This window comes from Lentzea sp. NPDC058436, assembly GCF_042721515.1.
Taxonomy (GTDB): domain Bacteria; phylum Actinomycetota; class Actinomycetes; order Mycobacteriales; family Pseudonocardiaceae; genus Lentzea.
In genome coordinates this window covers 258,871-275,746 of the sequence record NZ_JBHXLF010000006.1, presented here as the reverse complement: position 1 = coordinate 275,746, position 16,876 = coordinate 258,871, and the positions used below count along the sequence as shown (strand labels likewise).

17 protein-coding genes are annotated in these 16,876 nt (G+C 69.4%); 10 read left to right on the top strand and 7 right to left on the bottom strand.

What is annotated here, in order from left to right; all coding sequences use genetic code 11:
• Positions 1 to 127 precede the first annotated feature (127 nt).
• The 6 genes from ACFWN2_RS24780 to ACFWN2_RS24755 all read left to right on the top strand — a co-directional run bounded on the left by ACFWN2_RS24780 (position 128) and on the right by ACFWN2_RS24755 (position 6,952).
• Positions 128 to 1,537: an NDP-hexose 2,3-dehydratase family protein gene (locus ACFWN2_RS24780; RefSeq protein WP_382431072.1), complete on the top strand. Its 1,410-nt coding sequence runs from the start codon at positions 128 to 130 to the stop codon at positions 1,535 to 1,537.
• Positions 1,538 to 1,647: 110 nt separating this feature from the next.
• A complete protein-coding gene (locus tag ACFWN2_RS24775) occupies positions 1,648 to 2,835 on the top strand; it encodes a nucleotide disphospho-sugar-binding domain-containing protein (protein ID WP_382431070.1) in 1,188 nt (395 codons plus the stop codon).
• Between the two features lie 6 nt (positions 2,836 to 2,841).
• Positions 2,842 to 4,434 (top strand): MFS transporter, encoded by a 1,593-nt coding sequence (locus ACFWN2_RS24770; protein WP_382431068.1) that lies wholly within the window; start codon positions 2,842 to 2,844, stop codon positions 4,432 to 4,434.
• A 99-nt stretch (positions 4,435 to 4,533) separates the two neighbouring features.
• The gene (locus tag ACFWN2_RS24765) at positions 4,534 to 4,983 is read left to right on the top strand and encodes an ester cyclase (RefSeq protein WP_382431066.1); all 450 of its coding nucleotides are present in this window, start codon (positions 4,534 to 4,536) and stop codon (positions 4,981 to 4,983) included.
• Positions 4,984 to 4,992: 9 nt separating this feature from the next.
• Positions 4,993 to 5,766, top strand: coding sequence for an NAD-dependent epimerase/dehydratase family protein (locus ACFWN2_RS24760; protein ID WP_382431064.1), 774 nt, complete (start codon positions 4,993 to 4,995; stop codon positions 5,764 to 5,766).
• Positions 5,767 to 5,779: 13 nt separating this feature from the next.
• The gene (locus ACFWN2_RS24755) at positions 5,780 to 6,952 is read left to right on the top strand and encodes a nucleotide disphospho-sugar-binding domain-containing protein (RefSeq protein ID WP_382431062.1); all 1,173 of its coding nucleotides are present in this window, start codon (positions 5,780 to 5,782) and stop codon (positions 6,950 to 6,952) included.
• A gap of 55 nt (positions 6,953 to 7,007) precedes the next feature.
• Here the strand turns inward: ACFWN2_RS24755 and ACFWN2_RS24750 are convergent, their stop codons facing one another.
• Positions 7,008 to 8,036 carry a zinc-binding dehydrogenase gene (locus ACFWN2_RS24750; protein ID WP_382431060.1) on the bottom strand — a complete coding sequence of 343 codons (1,029 nt, stop codon included), beginning with the start codon at positions 8,034 to 8,036 and terminating at the stop codon, positions 7,008 to 7,010.
• Between the two features lie 134 nt (positions 8,037 to 8,170).
• Between ACFWN2_RS24750 and ACFWN2_RS24745 the strand changes: the two genes are divergently transcribed.
• Both ACFWN2_RS24745 and ACFWN2_RS24740 read left to right on the top strand, forming a co-directional pair.
• A complete protein-coding gene (locus ACFWN2_RS24745) occupies positions 8,171 to 9,535 on the top strand; it encodes a GMC family oxidoreductase (protein WP_382431058.1) in 1,365 nt (454 codons plus the stop codon).
• The gene (locus ACFWN2_RS24740) at positions 9,525 to 10,115 is read left to right on the top strand and encodes a malonic semialdehyde reductase (RefSeq protein WP_382431056.1); all 591 of its coding nucleotides are present in this window, start codon (positions 9,525 to 9,527) and stop codon (positions 10,113 to 10,115) included. The genes ACFWN2_RS24745 and ACFWN2_RS24740 overlap by 11 nt, the downstream gene beginning before the upstream one ends.
• Before the next feature lie 143 nt (positions 10,116 to 10,258).
• On the opposite strand, the gene ACFWN2_RS24735 is transcribed toward ACFWN2_RS24740, so the two are convergent.
• The 6 genes from ACFWN2_RS24735 to wrbA all read right to left on the bottom strand — a co-directional run bounded on the left by ACFWN2_RS24735 (position 10,259) and on the right by wrbA (position 15,845).
• Entirely contained in the window at positions 10,259 to 11,095 is an 837-nt protein-coding gene (locus tag ACFWN2_RS24735) for an SMP-30/gluconolactonase/LRE family protein (protein ID WP_382431054.1), read from the bottom strand.
• A 31-nt stretch (positions 11,096 to 11,126) separates the two neighbouring features.
• Positions 11,127 to 12,182 (bottom strand): winged helix DNA-binding domain-containing protein, encoded by a 1,056-nt coding sequence (locus tag ACFWN2_RS24730; protein WP_382431052.1) that lies wholly within the window; start codon positions 12,180 to 12,182, stop codon positions 11,127 to 11,129.
• A complete protein-coding gene (locus ACFWN2_RS24725) occupies positions 12,179 to 13,252 on the bottom strand; it encodes a winged helix DNA-binding domain-containing protein (protein ID WP_382431050.1) in 1,074 nt (357 codons plus the stop codon). The genes ACFWN2_RS24730 and ACFWN2_RS24725 overlap by 4 nt, the downstream gene beginning before the upstream one ends.
• A gap of 85 nt (positions 13,253 to 13,337) precedes the next feature.
• On the bottom strand, positions 13,338 to 14,156 hold the full coding sequence (locus tag ACFWN2_RS24720; RefSeq protein WP_382431048.1) for an SDR family NAD(P)-dependent oxidoreductase: 819 nt from the start codon (positions 14,154 to 14,156) through the stop codon (positions 13,338 to 13,340).
• A 78-nt stretch (positions 14,157 to 14,234) separates the two neighbouring features.
• The gene (locus tag ACFWN2_RS24715; protein ID WP_382431046.1) at positions 14,235 to 15,257 is read right to left on the bottom strand and encodes a ketoacyl-ACP synthase III family protein; all 1,023 of its coding nucleotides are present in this window, start codon (positions 15,255 to 15,257) and stop codon (positions 14,235 to 14,237) included.
• Positions 15,258 to 15,845 (bottom strand): NAD(P)H:quinone oxidoreductase, encoded by a 588-nt coding sequence (gene wrbA / locus ACFWN2_RS24710; protein ID WP_382431044.1) that lies wholly within the window; start codon positions 15,843 to 15,845, stop codon positions 15,258 to 15,260. It abuts the gene before it with no gap.
• 110 nt (positions 15,846 to 15,955) lie between these two features.
• Between wrbA and ACFWN2_RS24705 the strand changes: the two genes are divergently transcribed.
• Positions 15,956 to 16,561 (top strand): DNA-binding response regulator, encoded by a 606-nt coding sequence (locus tag ACFWN2_RS24705; protein WP_382431042.1) that lies wholly within the window; start codon positions 15,956 to 15,958, stop codon positions 16,559 to 16,561.
• Positions 16,561 to 16,860: a hypothetical protein gene (locus ACFWN2_RS24700; protein ID WP_382431040.1), complete on the top strand. Its 300-nt coding sequence runs from the start codon at positions 16,561 to 16,563 to the stop codon at positions 16,858 to 16,860. The genes ACFWN2_RS24705 and ACFWN2_RS24700 overlap by 1 nt, the downstream gene beginning before the upstream one ends.
• Positions 16,861 to 16,876: the final 16 nt, after the last annotated feature.

The window sequence follows — 16,876 nt, the reverse complement described above, 5'->3', positions numbered from 1 at the left end:
GTGGGAACACCTCATGGCGAATGGCTCGCGACCTGCTCGAAGGCCTTTTCCTCCGCCACTTCCCGATCCGTACTCCAGCGGGCGCGGACACCGTTTCGGAGTCGAGGAGTCCCTCAGGGAGGTTGCCGTGCCACCGTCCACCACGGAGCTGCGCAGGCGGGAGGACATCGACCTCCCCACGAGGCTCGCGAAGTCCGCCGCCACCGAGCAGGGGGCGTTCCTGCAGACCGAGCACTTCGACCTGTGGCTCACGGAACGCTGGCTCGCCAACGCGTTCCGCGTCGAGCGCATCCCGTTCGCCGACCTCGACCTCTGGTACACCGACGAGGACACGGGGAACATCCGGCACCAGAGCGGGAAGTTCTTCACCGTCGAAGGCCTCAAGGTCGACACGCCCACGCGGTCGTGGAGCCAGCCGATCATCCGCCAGCCGGAGGTGGGGATGCTCGGCATCCTCGTCAAGGAGTTCAACGGCGTCCTGCACTGCCTGATGCAGGCGAAGATGGAGCCGGGCAACCCGAACCTGCTGCAGCTCTCGCCGACCGTGCAGGCCACGAAGTCGAACTACACCCGTGTGCACAAGGGCGCCAAGGTGAAGTACCTGGAGTACTTCGCCGAGGGCGCCCAGCGCGGCCGCGTCATCGTCGACGTGCTGCAGTCCGAGCACGGGTCGTGGTTCTACCGCAAGAGCAACCGCAACATCGTCGTCGAGGTGACCGAGGACGTCCCCGCGGACGACGACTTCGTCTGGCTCACGCTCGGCCAGGTGAACTCGTTGCTGCACAGGGACAACCTCGTCAACATGGACTCGCGCACGGTGCTCTCGTGCCTGCCGGCGCCCGGTTTCGGCGAGCCCGCCACCGAGTTCCAGTCCGCCCTGCTCGCCTCCCGCGACCCGCACGCCGGCGCGCTGTCGGCGACACCGGACGTGCTGAGCTGGTTCACCGGGCAGCGCGCAGACCACGACATCGACGTCTCGCGCGTGCCGCTGGGCCAGGTGCCCGGCTGGGTCCGCACCGACGACGAGATCAGCCGCGAGGACGGGAAGTTCTTCCGGTGCGTGGCCGTGCGGGCGATCGCGGGCAACCGCGAGGTGACCAGCTGGACGCAGCCGTTGTTCGAACAGCACGGCAGGGGAGTCGCGGCGTTCATCGTGAAGCAGTTCGCCGGCGTGCTGCACGTGCTGGTGCACGCGCGGCTGGAGGGCGGGTTCCTCGACACCGTGGAGCTGGGGCCGACGGTGCAGTGCGTGCCGGGCAACTACCACGACGCCGAACGGCCGCCGTTCCTCGACCACGTGCTGTCCGCGGAGAAGTCGAGAATCCATTACTCCACGGTGCATTCCGAGGAGGGCGGACGGTTCCTCGACACCGAAAGCGACTATCTGGTCGTCGAGGCGGACGATTCATTCCCGACGGATGTGCCACCGCAGTACGCGTGGGTCACCGTGGGGCAGCTGACCGATTTGCTGCGGCACGGCCGTTACGTGAACGTGCAGGCCAGGACGCTGGTGGCGGCGCTCAACGCGCTCGGCTAGTCGACCGGGCGGGAAATAATACCTGCGCCACCTGCGAAAAACACGATCGGGTTACGCGGCTCTAGCGCGAATCGAGTGCCACCCGATCCGGCTTGAATAGCGTGGTCACCATGAAGATCCTAGTGAGTAGCGGTCCGTCGTTCGGCCTCTACTTCCCTGTCGTCCCGCTGGCGTGGGCCTTGCGGGCGGCGGGTCACGAGGTGCTCGTCGCGAGCCCGGAGAGCATGGCCGCCACGGTCAACGGCTCCGGGCTCCCGCATGTGGCCACGTACGGCCCCATGCACATGCGCGAGGTCATGCTGCACGACAGGGCGGGCAACCAGCTGGCGCAGGCGAGCACCGAGGAGGGCCTGCTGGAGCAGGTCGGCCGCGGGTTCGGCCGGCTCGCCGCCCGCACGCTCGACGGCATGCTCGCCATCACCGAGGCATGGCGACCGGACGCGATCATCGGCGAGGCGCACGCGTTCTCCGCCGGTGTGGCCGCGAAGCTCCACGGCATCCCGTGGTTCGAGAACGGCATCGGCATCGGTTACCGCTCCGACATCGACGGCTGGACCGCCGTGGAGTTCGCACCCGAGCTGGAGAAGCTCGGGTTCGGCGCGCTGCCAGAGCCCGACGTGGTGCTCGACACGTGCCCCGCGATCATCCACCCCGCGGACGTCCGGAAGAACGTCGTTGCGGGACAACCGATGCGGTGCGTCCAGTACGACACGCCCGCCCCGGTGCCCTCGTGGGTCTTCGAGAAGCGCGACCGCCCACGAATCATGATCACGCTCGGCACGATCCTGCCGAACTCCCCCGCGGGCCCGGCGATCTTCAACGAGCTGGTCCGCACCCTGCCCTCGCTGGGTGTGGAGCTCGTGCTCGCGATGCCGGACGAGGCGGTCGCCAAGCTCGCGCCGCTGCCCGACGCCGTCGTCGCCGCCGGGTGGATGCCGCTCACCTCCGTGCTGCCCGCCTGTGATCTCACGGTGCACCACGCGGGTGGGGGTTCGACCATGTCCTCCCTGATCGCAGGACTTCCGCAGCTGCTGGCTCCGGGAGTCATGGCGGAGCAACGGGATTCGGCTGAACGTCTCTGCGAGTTCGGTGCCGCCAGGCAGCTGAAGTCGCAGCAGGTCGAACCGGCCGAGGTGCTGGAGGCCTGCCAGGCGTTGCTGGAGGACGTGTCCTACCGGGATCGCGCGAGCGAGTTGAAACAAGCGATAGAGGAAATGCCCTCGCCCGGCGCGGTAGTGCCGGTGATCGAGGAATTCGTCCGTCACCGCGCCGTTGGCGCAGCGGAAGAAACTGAGTGAGGAGCTATGACCCAGAACATCGACGCGGCGCCGGATTCAGGTGCGCAGAGTTGGCCCGGTGCCAACGCGAACCAGGGTGAGCCGTTCAAATGGCGCTGGCTGGCACTCGGTGTCATCCTGCTGGCCACCGCGATGGACATTCTCGACTCGTTGATCACGGTCATCGCCGCTCCGTCCATCGTGGCGGACATCGGCGGTGGCGCGACCTTCATCCAGTGGCTCGGTGCCGGCTACACGCTCGCCATGGCGTGCGGCCTGATCATCGGCGGCCGGCTGGGTGACATCTTCGGCAAGAAGCAGATGTTCATCGTCGGCGCCACCGGCTTCACGATCGCCTCGGCGCTGTGCAGCGTCGCGACGACTCCGGGCGTCCTGGTCGTCGCCCGCGTGCTGCAGGGCCTGTTCGGCGCGATGATGTTGCCGCAGGGCCTCGGTGTCATCACCGAGGTGTTCCCGCCCAAGGAGATGGCGAAGGCGTTCGGCGCCTACGGCCCGATCCTCGGCCTCGCGACGATCGGCGGCCCGATCCTCGGCGGCTGGCTGATCAACCTCGACCTGTTCGGCACCGGCTGGCGGGCGATCTTCCTGATCAACCTGCCGCTCGGCCTGCTGGCGATCTTCGGTGCCATCAAGACCTTCCCGAAGGCCAACAAGACGGCGAAGAAGCTCGACCTCGTCGGCGCGTTGCTCGCCTCCGGTGGTGCGGCGCTGCTCGTCGTCCCGGTCGTGCAGGGACGTGAGGAGGGCTGGCCCGCGTGGACCTTCGTGTCCATCGTGGCCGGTGTCATCACGTTCTTCGTGTTCGGCTGGTACGAGGGCCGGCGCGACAAGAAGGGCGGCGAGCCGCTCGTCGTGCCGTCGCTGTTCAAGAAGAAGGCGTTCAACGGCGGTCTGGTGGCGGGCCTGGCGCTGTTCTCTGCACTCACCGGCTTCTCGCTGGTGCTGAGCATCTACCTGCAGCTGGGCCTCGGCTTCACCGCACTCGGCGCGTCGCTCGCGGTGCTGCCGCAGGCGATCGGCTCGACGTTCGGCTTCGCCGCGTCCGGCGCGGGCCTGGCCGCGAAGCTCGGCCGCCGCCTGATCCACATCGGACTCGCGGGCATGATCATCGGCCTGGTCGCGTTCTACTTCACGATCAAGCTGGGCGGCCCCGACGTCGGTGGCTGGGCGATGTCCCCGTCGCTGTTCTTCGCGGGCATCGGCATGGGTCTCGCGATGGCGCCGTTCTTCGAGCTGATCCTCGCGGGTGTCGACCCGCAGGAGACCGGCTCGGCGTCCGGCACGCTGACCTCCGTGCAGCAGTTCGGTGGCGCCCTGGGTGTCGCGGTCCTCGGCACCGTGTTCTTCGCGGTGGTCGGCGGATCCGGTTACCTGCCGGCGATCGAGACCAGCATCTGGGTGGTCGTGGCACTGGAGCTCGCCGCGGCCGGGCTGATCTTCTTCCTGCCGAAGATGCCGAAGCCGGCCTGGGACCCGAGCGCCTGGGAGGGCGGCGACGGTGGCGGCGAGTGGAGTGCCGAAGCCGCCGCGCAGTGGGGTGGTGGCGACACCGCCGACAAGGCCGCCGCGGCCGACTGGAACGCGGACGCCAAGAAGTAAGCGCAACACCCGAGTTGTCCGGAAGGCTCGCCGATCTCGCGATCGGCGGGCCTTCCGCACGTAGTGGGCTCTTTTCAAGAAATCTTCGAGGGAGACTCAATGACCGCGGTGGCAGAACCCTCTCTGGACGTCGCGCTGGCCGCGACGTACCGGAAGTCGATCAGCGAGCACTACAAGGAACTCGCGCTCACACTCCAGGTCGCGTTGAACACCCAGGACCTCAGCCTGGTCGACGGCCTGATCCACGACGACTTCCTCGACGTCACGGGCCCTCCCGGGATGTTCCCGGACGGTCCCGAGGGCGTGCGGCAGCACATCCTGTGGCTCAACCGCCGCTTCAAGGACGCGAAGTGGGAGGTGCAGCAGGCCGTCGCCGAGGGCACCACGGTCGTGCTGCGCGTCCGCTTCACCGGCGTCGAGACCGAGGAAGGTCAGGCCGCACCCGTCGGCACGCGTTTCACCTACGCGCAGGCGCACTACTTCGAGGGCCGCGACGGCCTCCTGGTGCAGCACATCGGTGTCCGCAGCGAACAGGACATCTCCCAGTAAGGGACTTCCATGGACGTCATCGGACGTGGCTTCCTGGCCACGAACCTCGCACGAATCGCGGGAAAGCATCATGACGTCGTCGCGTTCGCGGCCGGATCTTCCTCGACCGTCGCCACGTCGTCGGACGAGTTCGGCCGCGAGACCGGCATCCTGCACGACGCGATCAGCAGGTGCCGCGCGGAAGGCAAGATGTTCGTCTACTTCTCCACCGCGTCCGCCGCGATGTACGGGTCCCCGGACTCGCCGGGCACGGAGGACGGGCCGGTGTACCCGGGCAACGCCTACGGCCGCCACAAGCTCGCGATGGAGGCGCTCATCCGCGCCTCCGGGGTGGCGCACCTGGTGCTGCGCCTGGGACATCTCGTCGGTCCGGAACAGCCGCCGCACCAGATGATGCCGACGTTGGTGGCACAGGTGCGTTCCGGCGAGATCGCGGTCTGGAAGGGCGCGCACCGCGACCTAATCGACGTGCTCGACGTCGTGCGGCTGCTCGACGCGTTGCTGACGATCAAGGTCAGCGACGAGGTCGTCAACGTTGCCAGCGGCGTACCCGTGCCGGTCGAGGACGTGGTGGCACACCTCGAAAACCGGCTGCGCGTCCCGTTGCGGAAGACCTACCGCGACGCGTTCGCCCGACACGACATCTCCCTGGCCAAGCTCACCCGTCTCGCGCCCGTGGTGCGCGAGCTGGGCTTCGGTCCCCACTACTACCGGCGCGTCGTCGACCGCTACCTCAGCGCGACGACCGGCGTGCCACTCGAAGTCCTACCGTCAGCCGGATGAAGGAGCAACGGCAATGCGAGTACTGATCAGCACGTGGCCGGCGAGCGGGCACCTGCAGCCGATCGTCCCACTGAGCTGGGCACTGCGCGGTGCCGGTCACGAGGTCGTCGTCACCACACCGCAGCACCTCGTGCCCTTCGTGAAGTCGACCGGCCTCGACGCCATCGCCCTGGGCGAGGAGCAGGACCAGAAGATGATGCTGCAGGGCATCATCCAGCAGGCCGGCGAGAACGCGTCCCCCGCGGAGGCCCTGCCGCGGCCGGACCGCCAGTTCTGGGGCAACATCGCCTACGGTCCCGCGGGTCGCACCGCGGAGATCCTCCCGCTGCAGCTGGAGAAGGCGAAGGCGTTCGCGCCCGACCTGATCGTGTCGGACCCGATGGACCTGTCCGGGCGGCTGCTCGGCGGCATCCTCGGCGTGCCGGTGGTGCGGCACCGCTGGGGCGTCGACCCGCTGACCGAGGCGTTCGAGGAGACCGCTCACATGGTCCTCGACCCGGTGGCGCAGCAGATGGGCCTGACCGGCCTTCCGGAACCGGAGCTGACCATCGACCCGTGCCCGCCGTCGTTCCAGCTGCCGGGCCTGGAGCAGGGCCGTCCCGTGCGGTACCTGCCGTCCAACGGTTTCGGCGCCGTGCCGTCGTGGGCGCTGGAGGAGCCGTCGAAGCCGCGCATCTGCGTGTCCTTCGGTTCCATGCCGAAGGAGCTCGGCATGCGCAAGGTGCTGGGCTGGGTCTACGAGGCCATCTCGCGCCTCGGTGACGTCGAGGTCGTCCTCGCCGTGCCGAACGGGATCGACGCCGAGGACCACTCGGTGATCGCGGACAAGGTGATCTCGTCCTCGCACCTGCCGCTGAACCTGTTCATGCGCACGTGCTCGGTGATCGTGCACCACGGCGGTTCCGGCACGGGCCTCACCGCGCTGAACGCCGCCACGCCGCAGCTGGTGCTGCCGCAGTTCGCCGACCACTTCCCGTGGGCCGAGCGGCTGGAGGCGACCGGTGCCGGCGCGTTCGTCGAGGGCGTGGAGAAGCAGCAGGACGTGTCGTTCATCCAGGACCGCCTGGAGGAGCTGATCCACAAGCCCGAGGCCAAGGAGGCGTCGCTGGCGCTGCAGGCCGAGATCCACAACGCGCCATCTCCCGCGTCGCTGGTGCCGGAGCTGGAGGCCCTCGCGGGCGTCTGACCCCGTGCACGGAAGAAGCCCCCGGCTCGCGAGCCGGGGGCTTCTCCTTCGTGTTCTAGTCGTTGAGCTGCAGGACGACCGTGCCCGCGTACTTCTTGTCCAGCAACCCGATGAACGCCTCCGCCGCGAACGGCACGCCGCCCTTGACGACAGTGTGGGCGAACGAGATCTTGCCCTCGTTCAGCCACGTGGAGAACTGCTGGTTCCACGCGGCCAGCTGCTCTTCGGTGTCGAAGGTGGCGAAACCCTTGAACGTCAGCTGCTTGGCGATCGCGCGCATCAGGGCCAGGCGCGGGTGGTCGCCGTCCGTTCCGCCGATCTGGCCGCTCAGCGCGCCGCACAGGGCGAACCGGGCACCGGGCTGGGCGTGCTCGACGGCGGCCTCGAACTGGTCGCCGCCGACGTTGTCGAAGCACACCGTGATGCCGTCGGGGGCGAGCGCGCGCAGCTGGTCCAGCACCGGGCCGTCGTGGTAGTCGAACGCCGCGTCGAAGCCGGCCTCGTTCAGCAGGAAGTCGACCTTCTCCTTGCTGCCGGTCGAACCGATGACGAGCTTGGCGCCGCGGGCCTTCGCGATCTGGCCGGCGAGCGTGCCGACCGCACCGGTGGCACCGGAGACGAACACGATGTCGCCCTCACCGGCGCCGGCCATCTCGACGATGCCGCGCCACGCCGTGGGGCCGTTGGCGAGGTAGTACTCGGCGCCGGGCAGCAGTGAGCGGTCGAGCTTCTTCACACCGAAGCCGGGGCTCACGACGGCCCACTCGCGCCAGCCCTCGTAGTGCAGGATGAACGTGCCCACCGGCAGGTCCTCGTTGTTGGACACCACGACCGTGCCGACGGTGGTGCACCACGGGGTCTTGCCGATCTCGTAGTTGGGGATCGGCAGCGCCGTCTCCTCGTTCATCAGGTCGCGGTACACCGAGCCGAGGAACATCCACTCGTTGCGCACGAGCACCTCGCCGTCGCCGGGGGTGGGCGTCGGCACCTCGACGAGCTCGAAGTTGTCCTGGGTCAGCCGGTCCGCCGGACGCGAAACCAGGCGCAGCTCCCGCGACGTCGTCGGAATCGCTTCGGCGCTCATACGGATCTCCTTATGCCTTGCACAGTGGGGTTTCCACCGTCCCTCCGCGCGGCTTCGCCTGCCTTGAGAGGTGCCTGAGCCACCTCAAGGCACGTGCGAGCGGCGTTGCAGGGAGCACTGGCTGACTAGGCGTCATGGCTGACTTCGACGTCATCGTGGTCGGCAGCGGCTCGGCGGGCGGCGTTCTGGCGGCACGGCTGTCGGAGGACCCCTCGCGGCGCGTGCTGCTGCTGGAAGCGGGACCTGACGACCCCGCCGCGGGCCCCACGCACAACTGGATGTACCGCTCGGAACCGCAGATCGGCGGTGAGCCGCTGAACCTGCCACGCGGCAAGATCGTCGGCGGCTGTTCGGCGGTCAACGCGTGCATCGCGTTGCGCGGCGCGCCTTCCGACTACGACGCGTGGCCGGGCGACTGGTCGTTCGACGTGGCGCGACCGTACTTCGAGGCCGTCGAGTCCGTCGTGCCGATCCGCCGGCCCGCCGAGGACATGACCTCGACGAACCGCGCGTTCATCGAGACCGCCGTTTCCCTCGGCATGGAACGGGTCGAGGACCACAACGCACCCGGCGCCGTCGGCGCCGGACCCGTGCCGTTGAACGAGGTCGGCGGTGTGCGGCAGAGCACGGCGGTCACGTACCTCGCGGCCGCCCGGTCCCGCGACAACCTGACGATCCGTCCGAACTCGCTGGTGTGCAAGGTGATCGTGCGGGACGGCAGGGCCGTCGGCGTGGTGCTGCTCGGCGGTGAGACGGCGACCGCGTCAACGATCGTGGTCGCCGCGGGCGCGTACGGCTCGCCCGCCGTGCTGATGCGGTCCGGGATCGGGCCCGCCACGGCGTTGTCGGCGCTCGGCATCGCGGTCGTCGCGGACCTGCCGGTGGGGCAGGGGTTGCAGGACCACCCGCTCGTCACGGTGAAGCTGATGGGCCGCGGTCCCGCGCTGTACCAGGCCGTGGCGACCACGGAGTCCGGACTGCAGTTCCTGCCCGGCGCCCCGTCGCCCGCCGAGACGACCGGCGCGAACCTGATCATCTCGGTGGCGCTGCTCAAGCCGACCTCGCGCGGCCGCGTGTGGCTGCGCTCGGCCGACCCGACCGACGCGCCGCACATCGACCTCGGCCTGCTGCGGTCCTACGAGGACAGAGCGCTCATCCGCGCGGGTGTGCGCGACCTGCTGCGCCTGATCGGCACCAAGCCGTTCGCGGAGGAGATCGACGGCCCGCCGCTCAACAGCCCGCCCGCCGACCTGACCGACGACCAGGCGCTGGACCGGTGGATCTTCGCGAACACCGGCACGTACCACCACGCGGTGGGCACGTGCGCGATGGGTTCCGTGGTGTCACCCGACGGCCAGGTGCTCGGCGTGGACGGCCTGTGGGTCGCCGACGCCTCCGTGATCCCGGAAGTGCCCGCCGCCAACACGAATCTGCCCACCATGATGCTCGCGGAGCGCATCTCCGCGGTACTGATCGAGGAGTCGCGCAATGTCGCTTGAGCTGGACGCCGCCGCCCAGGACCTGCTGTTCCGGGAAGCCCGCACCGCCAACACGTTCTCGTCCGACCCGGTCTCCGACGAGACGCTGCAGGCCGTCTACGACCTGGTCAAGTACGCGCCGACGTCGATGAACCAGCAGCCGCTGCGCATCGTGCTGATCCGCTCAGAGGACGCCCGCGAGCGCCTGGTCAAGACGATGTACGGCCCGAACGGCGCCAAGGTCGCGCAGGCACCGCTGGTCGCGATCCTCGCCGCGGACCTGGAGTTCCACGAGCTGATGCCGCGGGTGTTCCCGCACTTCCCCGAGGCCAAGGACATGTTCGCGGACCCGGCGATCCGCGAGGCCTCCGCCGTGCAGAACGGCACGTTGCAGGCCGCGTACTTCCTGCTCGGCATCCGGGCCGCCGGCCTGAACGCCGGGCCGATGATCGGGTTCGACGCGGAGGCCGTGAACCGGGAGTTCTTCCCCGGTGGCAAGCAGAAGGTGCTGCTGGTGATGAACATCGGCAAGCCCGGTGAGAACGCCTGGTGGCCGCGGTCGCCGCGGCTGGAGTACGACGAGGTCGTGTCCGCCGCCTGAGGTGTGGTGTGAGGAAGGCCCCGGCCAGCCGGCCGGGGCCTTCGTCGTGGGGGAGGTGGCTGAGGTCCGGGGCCAAGCCTGCGTCGTGATCGTTGAGCAGGCCTGCGGGCACCCTCGCCGGCAGGCCCTTCACCCCCATCTCGTCAGGGCCTGGGCCGGGGGATCGCCACCGACGTGTACGACGTCTCCGGCGTCGCCTCCGTCGTGAACCGCCCGTTGATCACGTACAGCAGGTCGTCGTGCAGCGCGAGCGAGCTCGGGATGTCGAACCGCGGGTCGCTCACCCGCCGCAGCACCTTGCCGACCGTGCCCTCGTGGTTGAGCCGCAGCAGCACGACCTCGTTGCGCACGCCCATCGCCACGTACAGCAGGTCGCCGTCGAGGACCATGCCGTCGCAGTCCATCAGGTCCTCACCACCGAGGTCGACGCTCGTGGCGCGGCCGGTGGTGGTGTCCACGTGGAACAGTCCGCCGGTGTTGGACTGGTTGACGAGCAACGCGGTGCCGTCCGGGGTCTGGCAGATGCCGTTGGCGTTGAAGCCTTCCGGGAGGTAGGTGATGTCGCCGCTGAGCTCCAGCCGCGAGACCTGCTCGGGCTCGGGGAGTTCTCCGTTGCCGCCCAGCGGAAGTTTCCACAGCACCGGCAGCACCGAGTCGGTCGCCCACGCGGCCGTCGGGGTGAGGGCGAAGTCGTTGACCAGGCCCGCGAGCGGGTAGGAGCCCAGGGTGGCGCCGGAGGCCGCGTGGATCACGTGGGCGTCGCCCGCGAAGCCGCCCGCGATGAACAGGCGGCCCCTGCGGTCGATCTTCACCCCGGCCGAGGCCGTGCCGGGGCCGGGGTGGATCGTCCTGCCCTCACCGGTGATCAGGTCTGCGCGGTAGATGGACCCGTCGGCCAGCGAACCGAAGTACGCGAACGGACCGGGCCCGATCGTCATCGACTCTGGCCGGAATCCGTCCGGCAGCGCGATCGTCGTCATACCCGCCAGAAGACCGCAGCGTGATCCAGGTTCACTCGAAGATCAAGGAGTGTTCCGAACCCGGAGCGACGAACTCCAGCAGCCGGCGGCCCTCCGCCTCCACCAGCGCGCTGTCCTGCTTGAGCAGCCGGTGGTACGGGGAGAGGAGCAGGGTCCCCTTCGTCACCTTCCAGGTACCGCTGACGAACCCGTCGACGGTGAAGCTGCCGCGGGTCGACGAACCGTTGAAGCCGGGGGAGGTGATCCGGGTGCGGTCGGCGTGCGAGAGCGCGACGTTGTCGAACTCCGGCAGGAACCGCGGCGGCGCCGGGGTGTCCTCGTCCGGCCGCGGCGAGTCCTCGTGGTCGAAGAGCGTCCTGCCGTTCTCGTCGCTGAACCGCCGCAGCGGCAACCGGTCGAACACCTCGGACAGCCTGGTCAGCCCGGACCACGTCTGCGCGTCCTGCACGGTCGCCGGCCCGAACGCCCTGAGGTAGCGGGACACCACCTCGGTGATCGACGGTTCTGGCAGGGACTCGGCACCGAGCCAGGTGTTCAGCGTGGCGTGGTCGCCGCGGCCCTGCGCGACGCCCCAGAGGCCCCGCGGCGGGATCTGGGCGAGCGGGACGAGCAGCTGCACCGCATAGGCCAGCGCGGTCGCCTGGTGGGCCGGCCAGCGCTCCTTCAGCAGCTTGCCGAGGTCCTCGCGGGTGCGCGGTTCCTCTTCGAGCAGCTCCCGGCCGCGGTGTGAGAGTTCGTCAGGGTCGATGCCCGCGATCTGCTTCCCGTTGTGACCGGTGAAGTTCACGCGGTCGAGCACGGGTTTCAGCAACGGCCGCAACAACAGCGCGTCGCGGGCGCTCACGAGGTGGATCGTGCCTCTCATCAGCACGATGCGGACAGCGGAACGGTCCTCCAGGGTGGCGGCGAGGGCAGCGGGCTGAAAACCGCTCACACGCGACCACAGGCCCACGTACGGCGACAGCGGCACCTGGGACTGCATGCCCACCAGGTGCTCCACGACCTCCAGCGGCGAGGATTCGGTGCGGTGCAACAGGAACTGCCGGGCCAGCAGCGCCCGGTTCAACTGCCGTGCGCTGAGCTTCACCCGACCACGAGCTCCCGCGTCGTCGCGTCCGGCGCGGCGAACCGCAGCAGCGCGTCGGCCTCCTGCTCGACCGCCTTCAGGTCCTTCTTGGACAACGACTTGAACAGCGTGAGCGTCAGGGTCGCCGTCTTCTTCTGCTCCTTGAGCTTCCAGATCCCGTGCACGAACCCGTCGACCAGCAGCGTGGCCGCGATGCCCGCGCCGACGCAGACCTTCTTGCGGATGTCGTCGTCCATCACGCGGGTGCGGTCGAAGTGCGACACCATCAGGTTGTCGTACTCGGGCAGGAACCGCACGGGCACCGGAGTGTCCCCGTCCGGCCGCGGCGCATCGCGCAGGTCGTAGAGCTCCTGGCCGGTGTCGGACCTGAGCACCTCCAGCTCGGAACCCATGTCCCCGAACACCTTGGCCATGAACGTCAGCCCGGTGAACGCCTGGAGGTCCTTGACGGTGGCCGGGCCGTACGCGGCGAGGTAGCGGCGCACCAGCTGCTTCGGGTCGGGGTCCTTCGTGAGCTTGCGGTCCAGGAACGGCTCCGCGAGCGTCGACGGCACCGACCCGCCCTTGCCCCACGGCGGCACGTGCACCAGCGGCACCAGGTACTGCACGGAGTACGCCAGCGCCAGGGGATCGCGGCCGGGGAACCTCTCGCTCATCGACTCGCGCAGCTGCACCTGGGTGAGCGCCTTGCCGCGCAACAGCTTCCGGCCGTGCTCGGCGATCTCGGCGAGGTCCAGGCCGTCGGTCTCGCGGCCGAAGAAGCCCTTCTGCGCGCGGTTGAGCACGGGCTGGAGCAACGGCCGCAACCACAGCAGGTCCGTCGTGGTCACGAGGTGCATGGTGTAGCGCATCAACGACGACCGCACGATCTGGCGGTCCAGGATGAGCTTCGAGAGCTCGTCGCGGTCGAAGCGCTCCAGCCGCGCCCACAGTCCGATGTAGGGCGGGAACGGCAGCTGCGCCTGCAGCCCGACGAGCTGCTCGGTGGCTTCGAGCACACCGATGTCGTGGCGCTGCAGCAGGAGTTGGCGCGCGAGGGTGGCTCGGTTGATCGCGCGGCGGTCCAGCACGGGAAGGCCTCTCTGTAAACGCGGAAACGCGGCCGTCACCGGAGGTTACCGGTGACGACCGCTTCAGGACGGTGAAGAGCGCAGGTCAGGCCGCATCGCCCTCGATGCGGGAGCGGAACCACGACATGAACAGGTGGTCCGTGCCCGCGGTGAGGTCCTGGCCGCCGTCGATCGTGATGATCTGGCCGGTGACCCAGGAGCTGGCCGGGCTCGCGAGCTGGACGATCCACGGCGTGATGTCCTCGACCGTGCCGGTGCGGCCCAGCGGCATGATGTCCGCCAGCGTGGCGAAGATGCCGTCGGTCTCCTCCTCGTTGAGACCGTTGGCCGCGTAGACCTCGGTGCGCACGCCGGCCGGTGCGACGGCGTTGACCCGGATGCCGAGCGGGGCGAGCTCGCGCGCCCACGTCAGCGTGAGGCTGTGCATGCCCGCCTTGCTGGCCGCGTACAGCGCCGCGCCGGGCTCGGGGTTGTGGCCCGCGACCGACGAGACGAACACGATGCTGCCGCCCGGCTTGGCGAGGAACCGGTAGAGCGCGCCGGTGAGGCGGACCGGGCCGAGCAGGTTGATGTTGAGCAGCTCGTTGCTGGCCTTCTCGTCGAAGTACTCGGCCAGGGTGTTGCGGAAGATGCCGGCGTTGTGCACGAGCACGTCCAGCTTGGCGCCGTTGGTCTCGACGGCGTCGGCGACGGCCTGCGCGCCCTCGGCCGTGGTGACGTCGGCGGCGACGGGGACGATGTTCGGGTGCAGCTCGGCGACCTCGTCCAGCCGTTCCTTGCGGCGGCCGGTGATGATCACACTCGCTGCGCCGAGCTTCGCGAACTCGACGGCCGCGTGCTTGCCGATGCCGGTGCCACCACCGGTGACGACGACTCGCTGGCCTTCAAACGGCTGGTCGGACATGGTCTGGGTTCCTTTCGAAAGCCATCGGGTGTCGCACTAATCCAGCCAAAAGGGTCTGGCATCTCACTTGAGCGGCGGTCAGGCCGCCCAGGACGGCTTGGAGTCGATCTCCAGCACCGCGCAGCCCCAGCTGTACCCGGCGCCCACGCCGAACAGCACGACGCGCTGGCCGGGACGGGCCTGACCGGTGTCGACCAGGTGCCCGAGCCCCGCGAACTGGTCACCGGCGCCGAGGTGCCCGACCGTGCGGCTCCACTCCCACGTCGTGCGCGAGGTGTCGATGTCGTAGGGACGCAAGTAGTTGACGTCCAGGCGGCGCCTGCCGAAGTGCGGCAGCACCACCCAGTCCGCGTCGCCGATCTTCATGTCCGCGTCCGCCAGCGCCTCCTCGACGGCCGCGGCCTGGCCCGCGTTGGCGCGGTTGATGCCGAACGAGAGCCCGTACTGCTTGGCGAACGAGTGCTTGGCGGCCTCGAAGTCCACCGGCATGCGGTGCGAGAACGGCGCCAGCCCCATCGGTTCGTCGCCGCGGTGCAACGGCTCCAGGTCGGAGTCAGCGTTGATGGCCAAGGAAAGCAGCCGCGCGTAACCCCCACGCCGGGACAGCACGACCGCGCTCGCGCCGTCGGCGTAGGGCGTGCCGGGGTCGGTGCGCCACCGGTCGATGCCGGGCAGGCAGAACCGGTCCGCCGTGGTCAGCAGCGCGTCACGGCCGGGACTGAGGTACCGCACGGCGAGGTCCAGCGCGGCCATGCCGCCGTTGGACATCTGCCGGATCTCCAGCGCCAGGCAGTTGTTGCGGACGGTCTCGCGCTGGATGTAGCTGCCGACCGGCCACAGGTCCTGGCCCTGGTGGTAGGTGGTGGCGTGCAGGATGAGCTCGACGTCGTCCCCGGTGCTGCCGGCCCGCGCCAGCGCCTGCTGGGCCGCCTTCACGCCCATCTCCGCCGCCGACTCGCCGGGGGAGAAGGCGACGCTGGTGACGTCCGTGCGCGCGACCAGCTTCGGTTCGCACTCACCGGAGTCGATGGCGTCCTGCACCTTCAACGTCGCGGGGAGACGGATCCCGTTGCCCCGCAGGTAGATGCCTTCGACGCGCACTCAGACCTCCTTCAGCGCACGGGCGACCCGCACGACCCGGTCGGCCTGCACGCGCGCGGACTGCAGCGCGACCTCGCCCACCGGCTTGGAATCCGAGCCGAGGACGTGCGACGTGCCGTACGGGTTCTCGTTGAGCCCCGGCGGCACGATGATCCCGCCGAAGTGGCAGACCATGTTGTGGATGGAGACGATCGTGGTCTCCATGCCGCCGTGCGTGCTGCCGCCGGACGTGAACGCGCTGTACACCTTGTTCGCCAGGCGCCCCTGGAACCACGCGGGCCCCAGCGTGTCGATGAACTGCTTGAGCTGCGCGGCCATGTTGCCGAACCGAGTGGGCGTCCCGAACAGGACCGCGTCGGCCCACAGGACGTCCTCGACCTGGGCGACCGGCACGTCCTCGGTCTCCCTGAGGTGCTGTGCCCACGGCGGCCGCGAGTCCACGGCGGCCTGCGGTGCGAGTTCGGCCGCCTTGACCAGCCTGACCTCGGCTCCCGCCTTCTCCGCCGTCTCGGCGATCTCGGTGGCGATGCGGTGGATCGTCCCGGTGGACGAGTAGTAGACGACGGAGACGTTGACGCTGCGTTCCATGGCGGGATCCCTTTCGCAGGCAGGTCCCCACCACCGTTGCCGGTGCGCCTCGACGCGGCGTCGAGCGCGGCCTGAACCCCGGGAGATATGGTTCTCGCCGGAGGGGCGCAATGATCAGGGTTCTGCTGGCCGAGGACATGCACATGGTGCGCGGTGCCCTCATCGCGCTGCTCAACCTCGAACCGGACATCGAAGTCGTGGCCGAGGTGAGCTCGGGGGACAAGATCCTTCCCATGGTGCGGCAACACAAACCGGACGTGGCGGTGATCGACATCGACCTGCCGATCCTCGACGGCCTGAGCGCGGCCGCGAAGATCCGCGAGTCGATGCCGACGGTCCGCACGCTGATGCTCACGTCGCTGGGCCGTCCCGGCACGCTGCGCAAGGCGCTGGCGGCCCGCGTGGACGGGTTCCTGCTGAAGGACGCCCCACCGGGCCAGCTGGCCGGCGCGATCCGCGACGTGGCGGCGGGCAAGCGCGTGGTCGACTCCCAGCTGGCGCTCGCCGCCTGGGACCGCGGGGAGTGCCCGCTGACCGACCGCGAGCTGGAGGTGCTGCGGCTGGCCGCGGCCGGGTCGGACGCGCCGGAGATCGCGGTGGCGCTGTCGCTGTCGACCGGGACCGTCCGCAACTACATGACGACCATCATCACCAAGCTGAACGGCCGCAACCGGGTCGACGCGATCCGGATCGCGGAAGAGGCCGGCTGGATCTAGTGACCGGCCGCCCCGAGATCGTCTGCCTCTGCGGCTCCGCCCGGTTCGTGGACGAGCTGCGCGCGGCGAACCGGGACCTGACCTTCGCCGGTGCCATCGTCGTCGCGCCGGGCGAGACGGGCGAGCCGGTCACCGACGAGCAGAAGGCCGCGCTGGACGTCCTGCACCTGCGCAAGATCGACCTGGCCGATCGGGTCGTGGTCGTCAACCCCGGCGGGTACGTCGGCGAGTCCACGACCAGGGAGATCGCCTACGCCCTGAGCACCGGCAAACCGGTCTCGTTCACCGACCCCGCCTGACCGCCGGACGCGTCGT

Excerpts from the sequence above, each read along its gene's own strand:
- ACFWN2_RS24775 (WP_382431070.1), top strand. The coding sequence starts at position 1,648 with ATGAAGATCCTAGTGAGTAGCGGTCCGTCGTTCGGCCTCTACTTCCCT.
- ACFWN2_RS24770 (WP_382431068.1), top strand. The coding sequence starts at position 2,842 with ATGACCCAGAACATCGACGCGGCGCCGGATTCAGGTGCGCAGAGTTGG.
- ACFWN2_RS24765 (WP_382431066.1), top strand. The coding sequence starts at position 4,534 with ATGACCGCGGTGGCAGAACCCTCTCTGGACGTCGCGCTGGCCGCGACG.
- ACFWN2_RS24760 (WP_382431064.1), top strand. The coding sequence starts at position 4,993 with ATGGACGTCATCGGACGTGGCTTCCTGGCCACGAACCTCGCACGAATC.
- ACFWN2_RS24755 (WP_382431062.1), top strand. The coding sequence starts at position 5,780 with ATGCGAGTACTGATCAGCACGTGGCCGGCGAGCGGGCACCTGCAGCCG.
- ACFWN2_RS24750 (WP_382431060.1), bottom strand. The coding sequence starts at position 8,036 with ATGAGCGCCGAAGCGATTCCGACGACGTCGCGGGAGCTGCGCCTGGTT.
- ACFWN2_RS24745 (WP_382431058.1), top strand. The coding sequence starts at position 8,171 with ATGGCTGACTTCGACGTCATCGTGGTCGGCAGCGGCTCGGCGGGCGGC.
- ACFWN2_RS24740 (WP_382431056.1), top strand. The coding sequence starts at position 9,525 with ATGTCGCTTGAGCTGGACGCCGCCGCCCAGGACCTGCTGTTCCGGGAA.
- ACFWN2_RS24735 (WP_382431054.1), bottom strand. The coding sequence starts at position 11,095 with ATGACGACGATCGCGCTGCCGGACGGATTCCGGCCAGAGTCGATGACG.
- ACFWN2_RS24720 (WP_382431048.1), bottom strand. The coding sequence starts at position 14,156 with ATGTCCGACCAGCCGTTTGAAGGCCAGCGAGTCGTCGTCACCGGTGGT.
- wrbA (WP_382431044.1), bottom strand. The coding sequence starts at position 15,845 with ATGGAACGCAGCGTCAACGTCTCCGTCGTCTACTACTCGTCCACCGGG.
- ACFWN2_RS24705 (WP_382431042.1), top strand. The coding sequence starts at position 15,956 with ATGATCAGGGTTCTGCTGGCCGAGGACATGCACATGGTGCGCGGTGCC.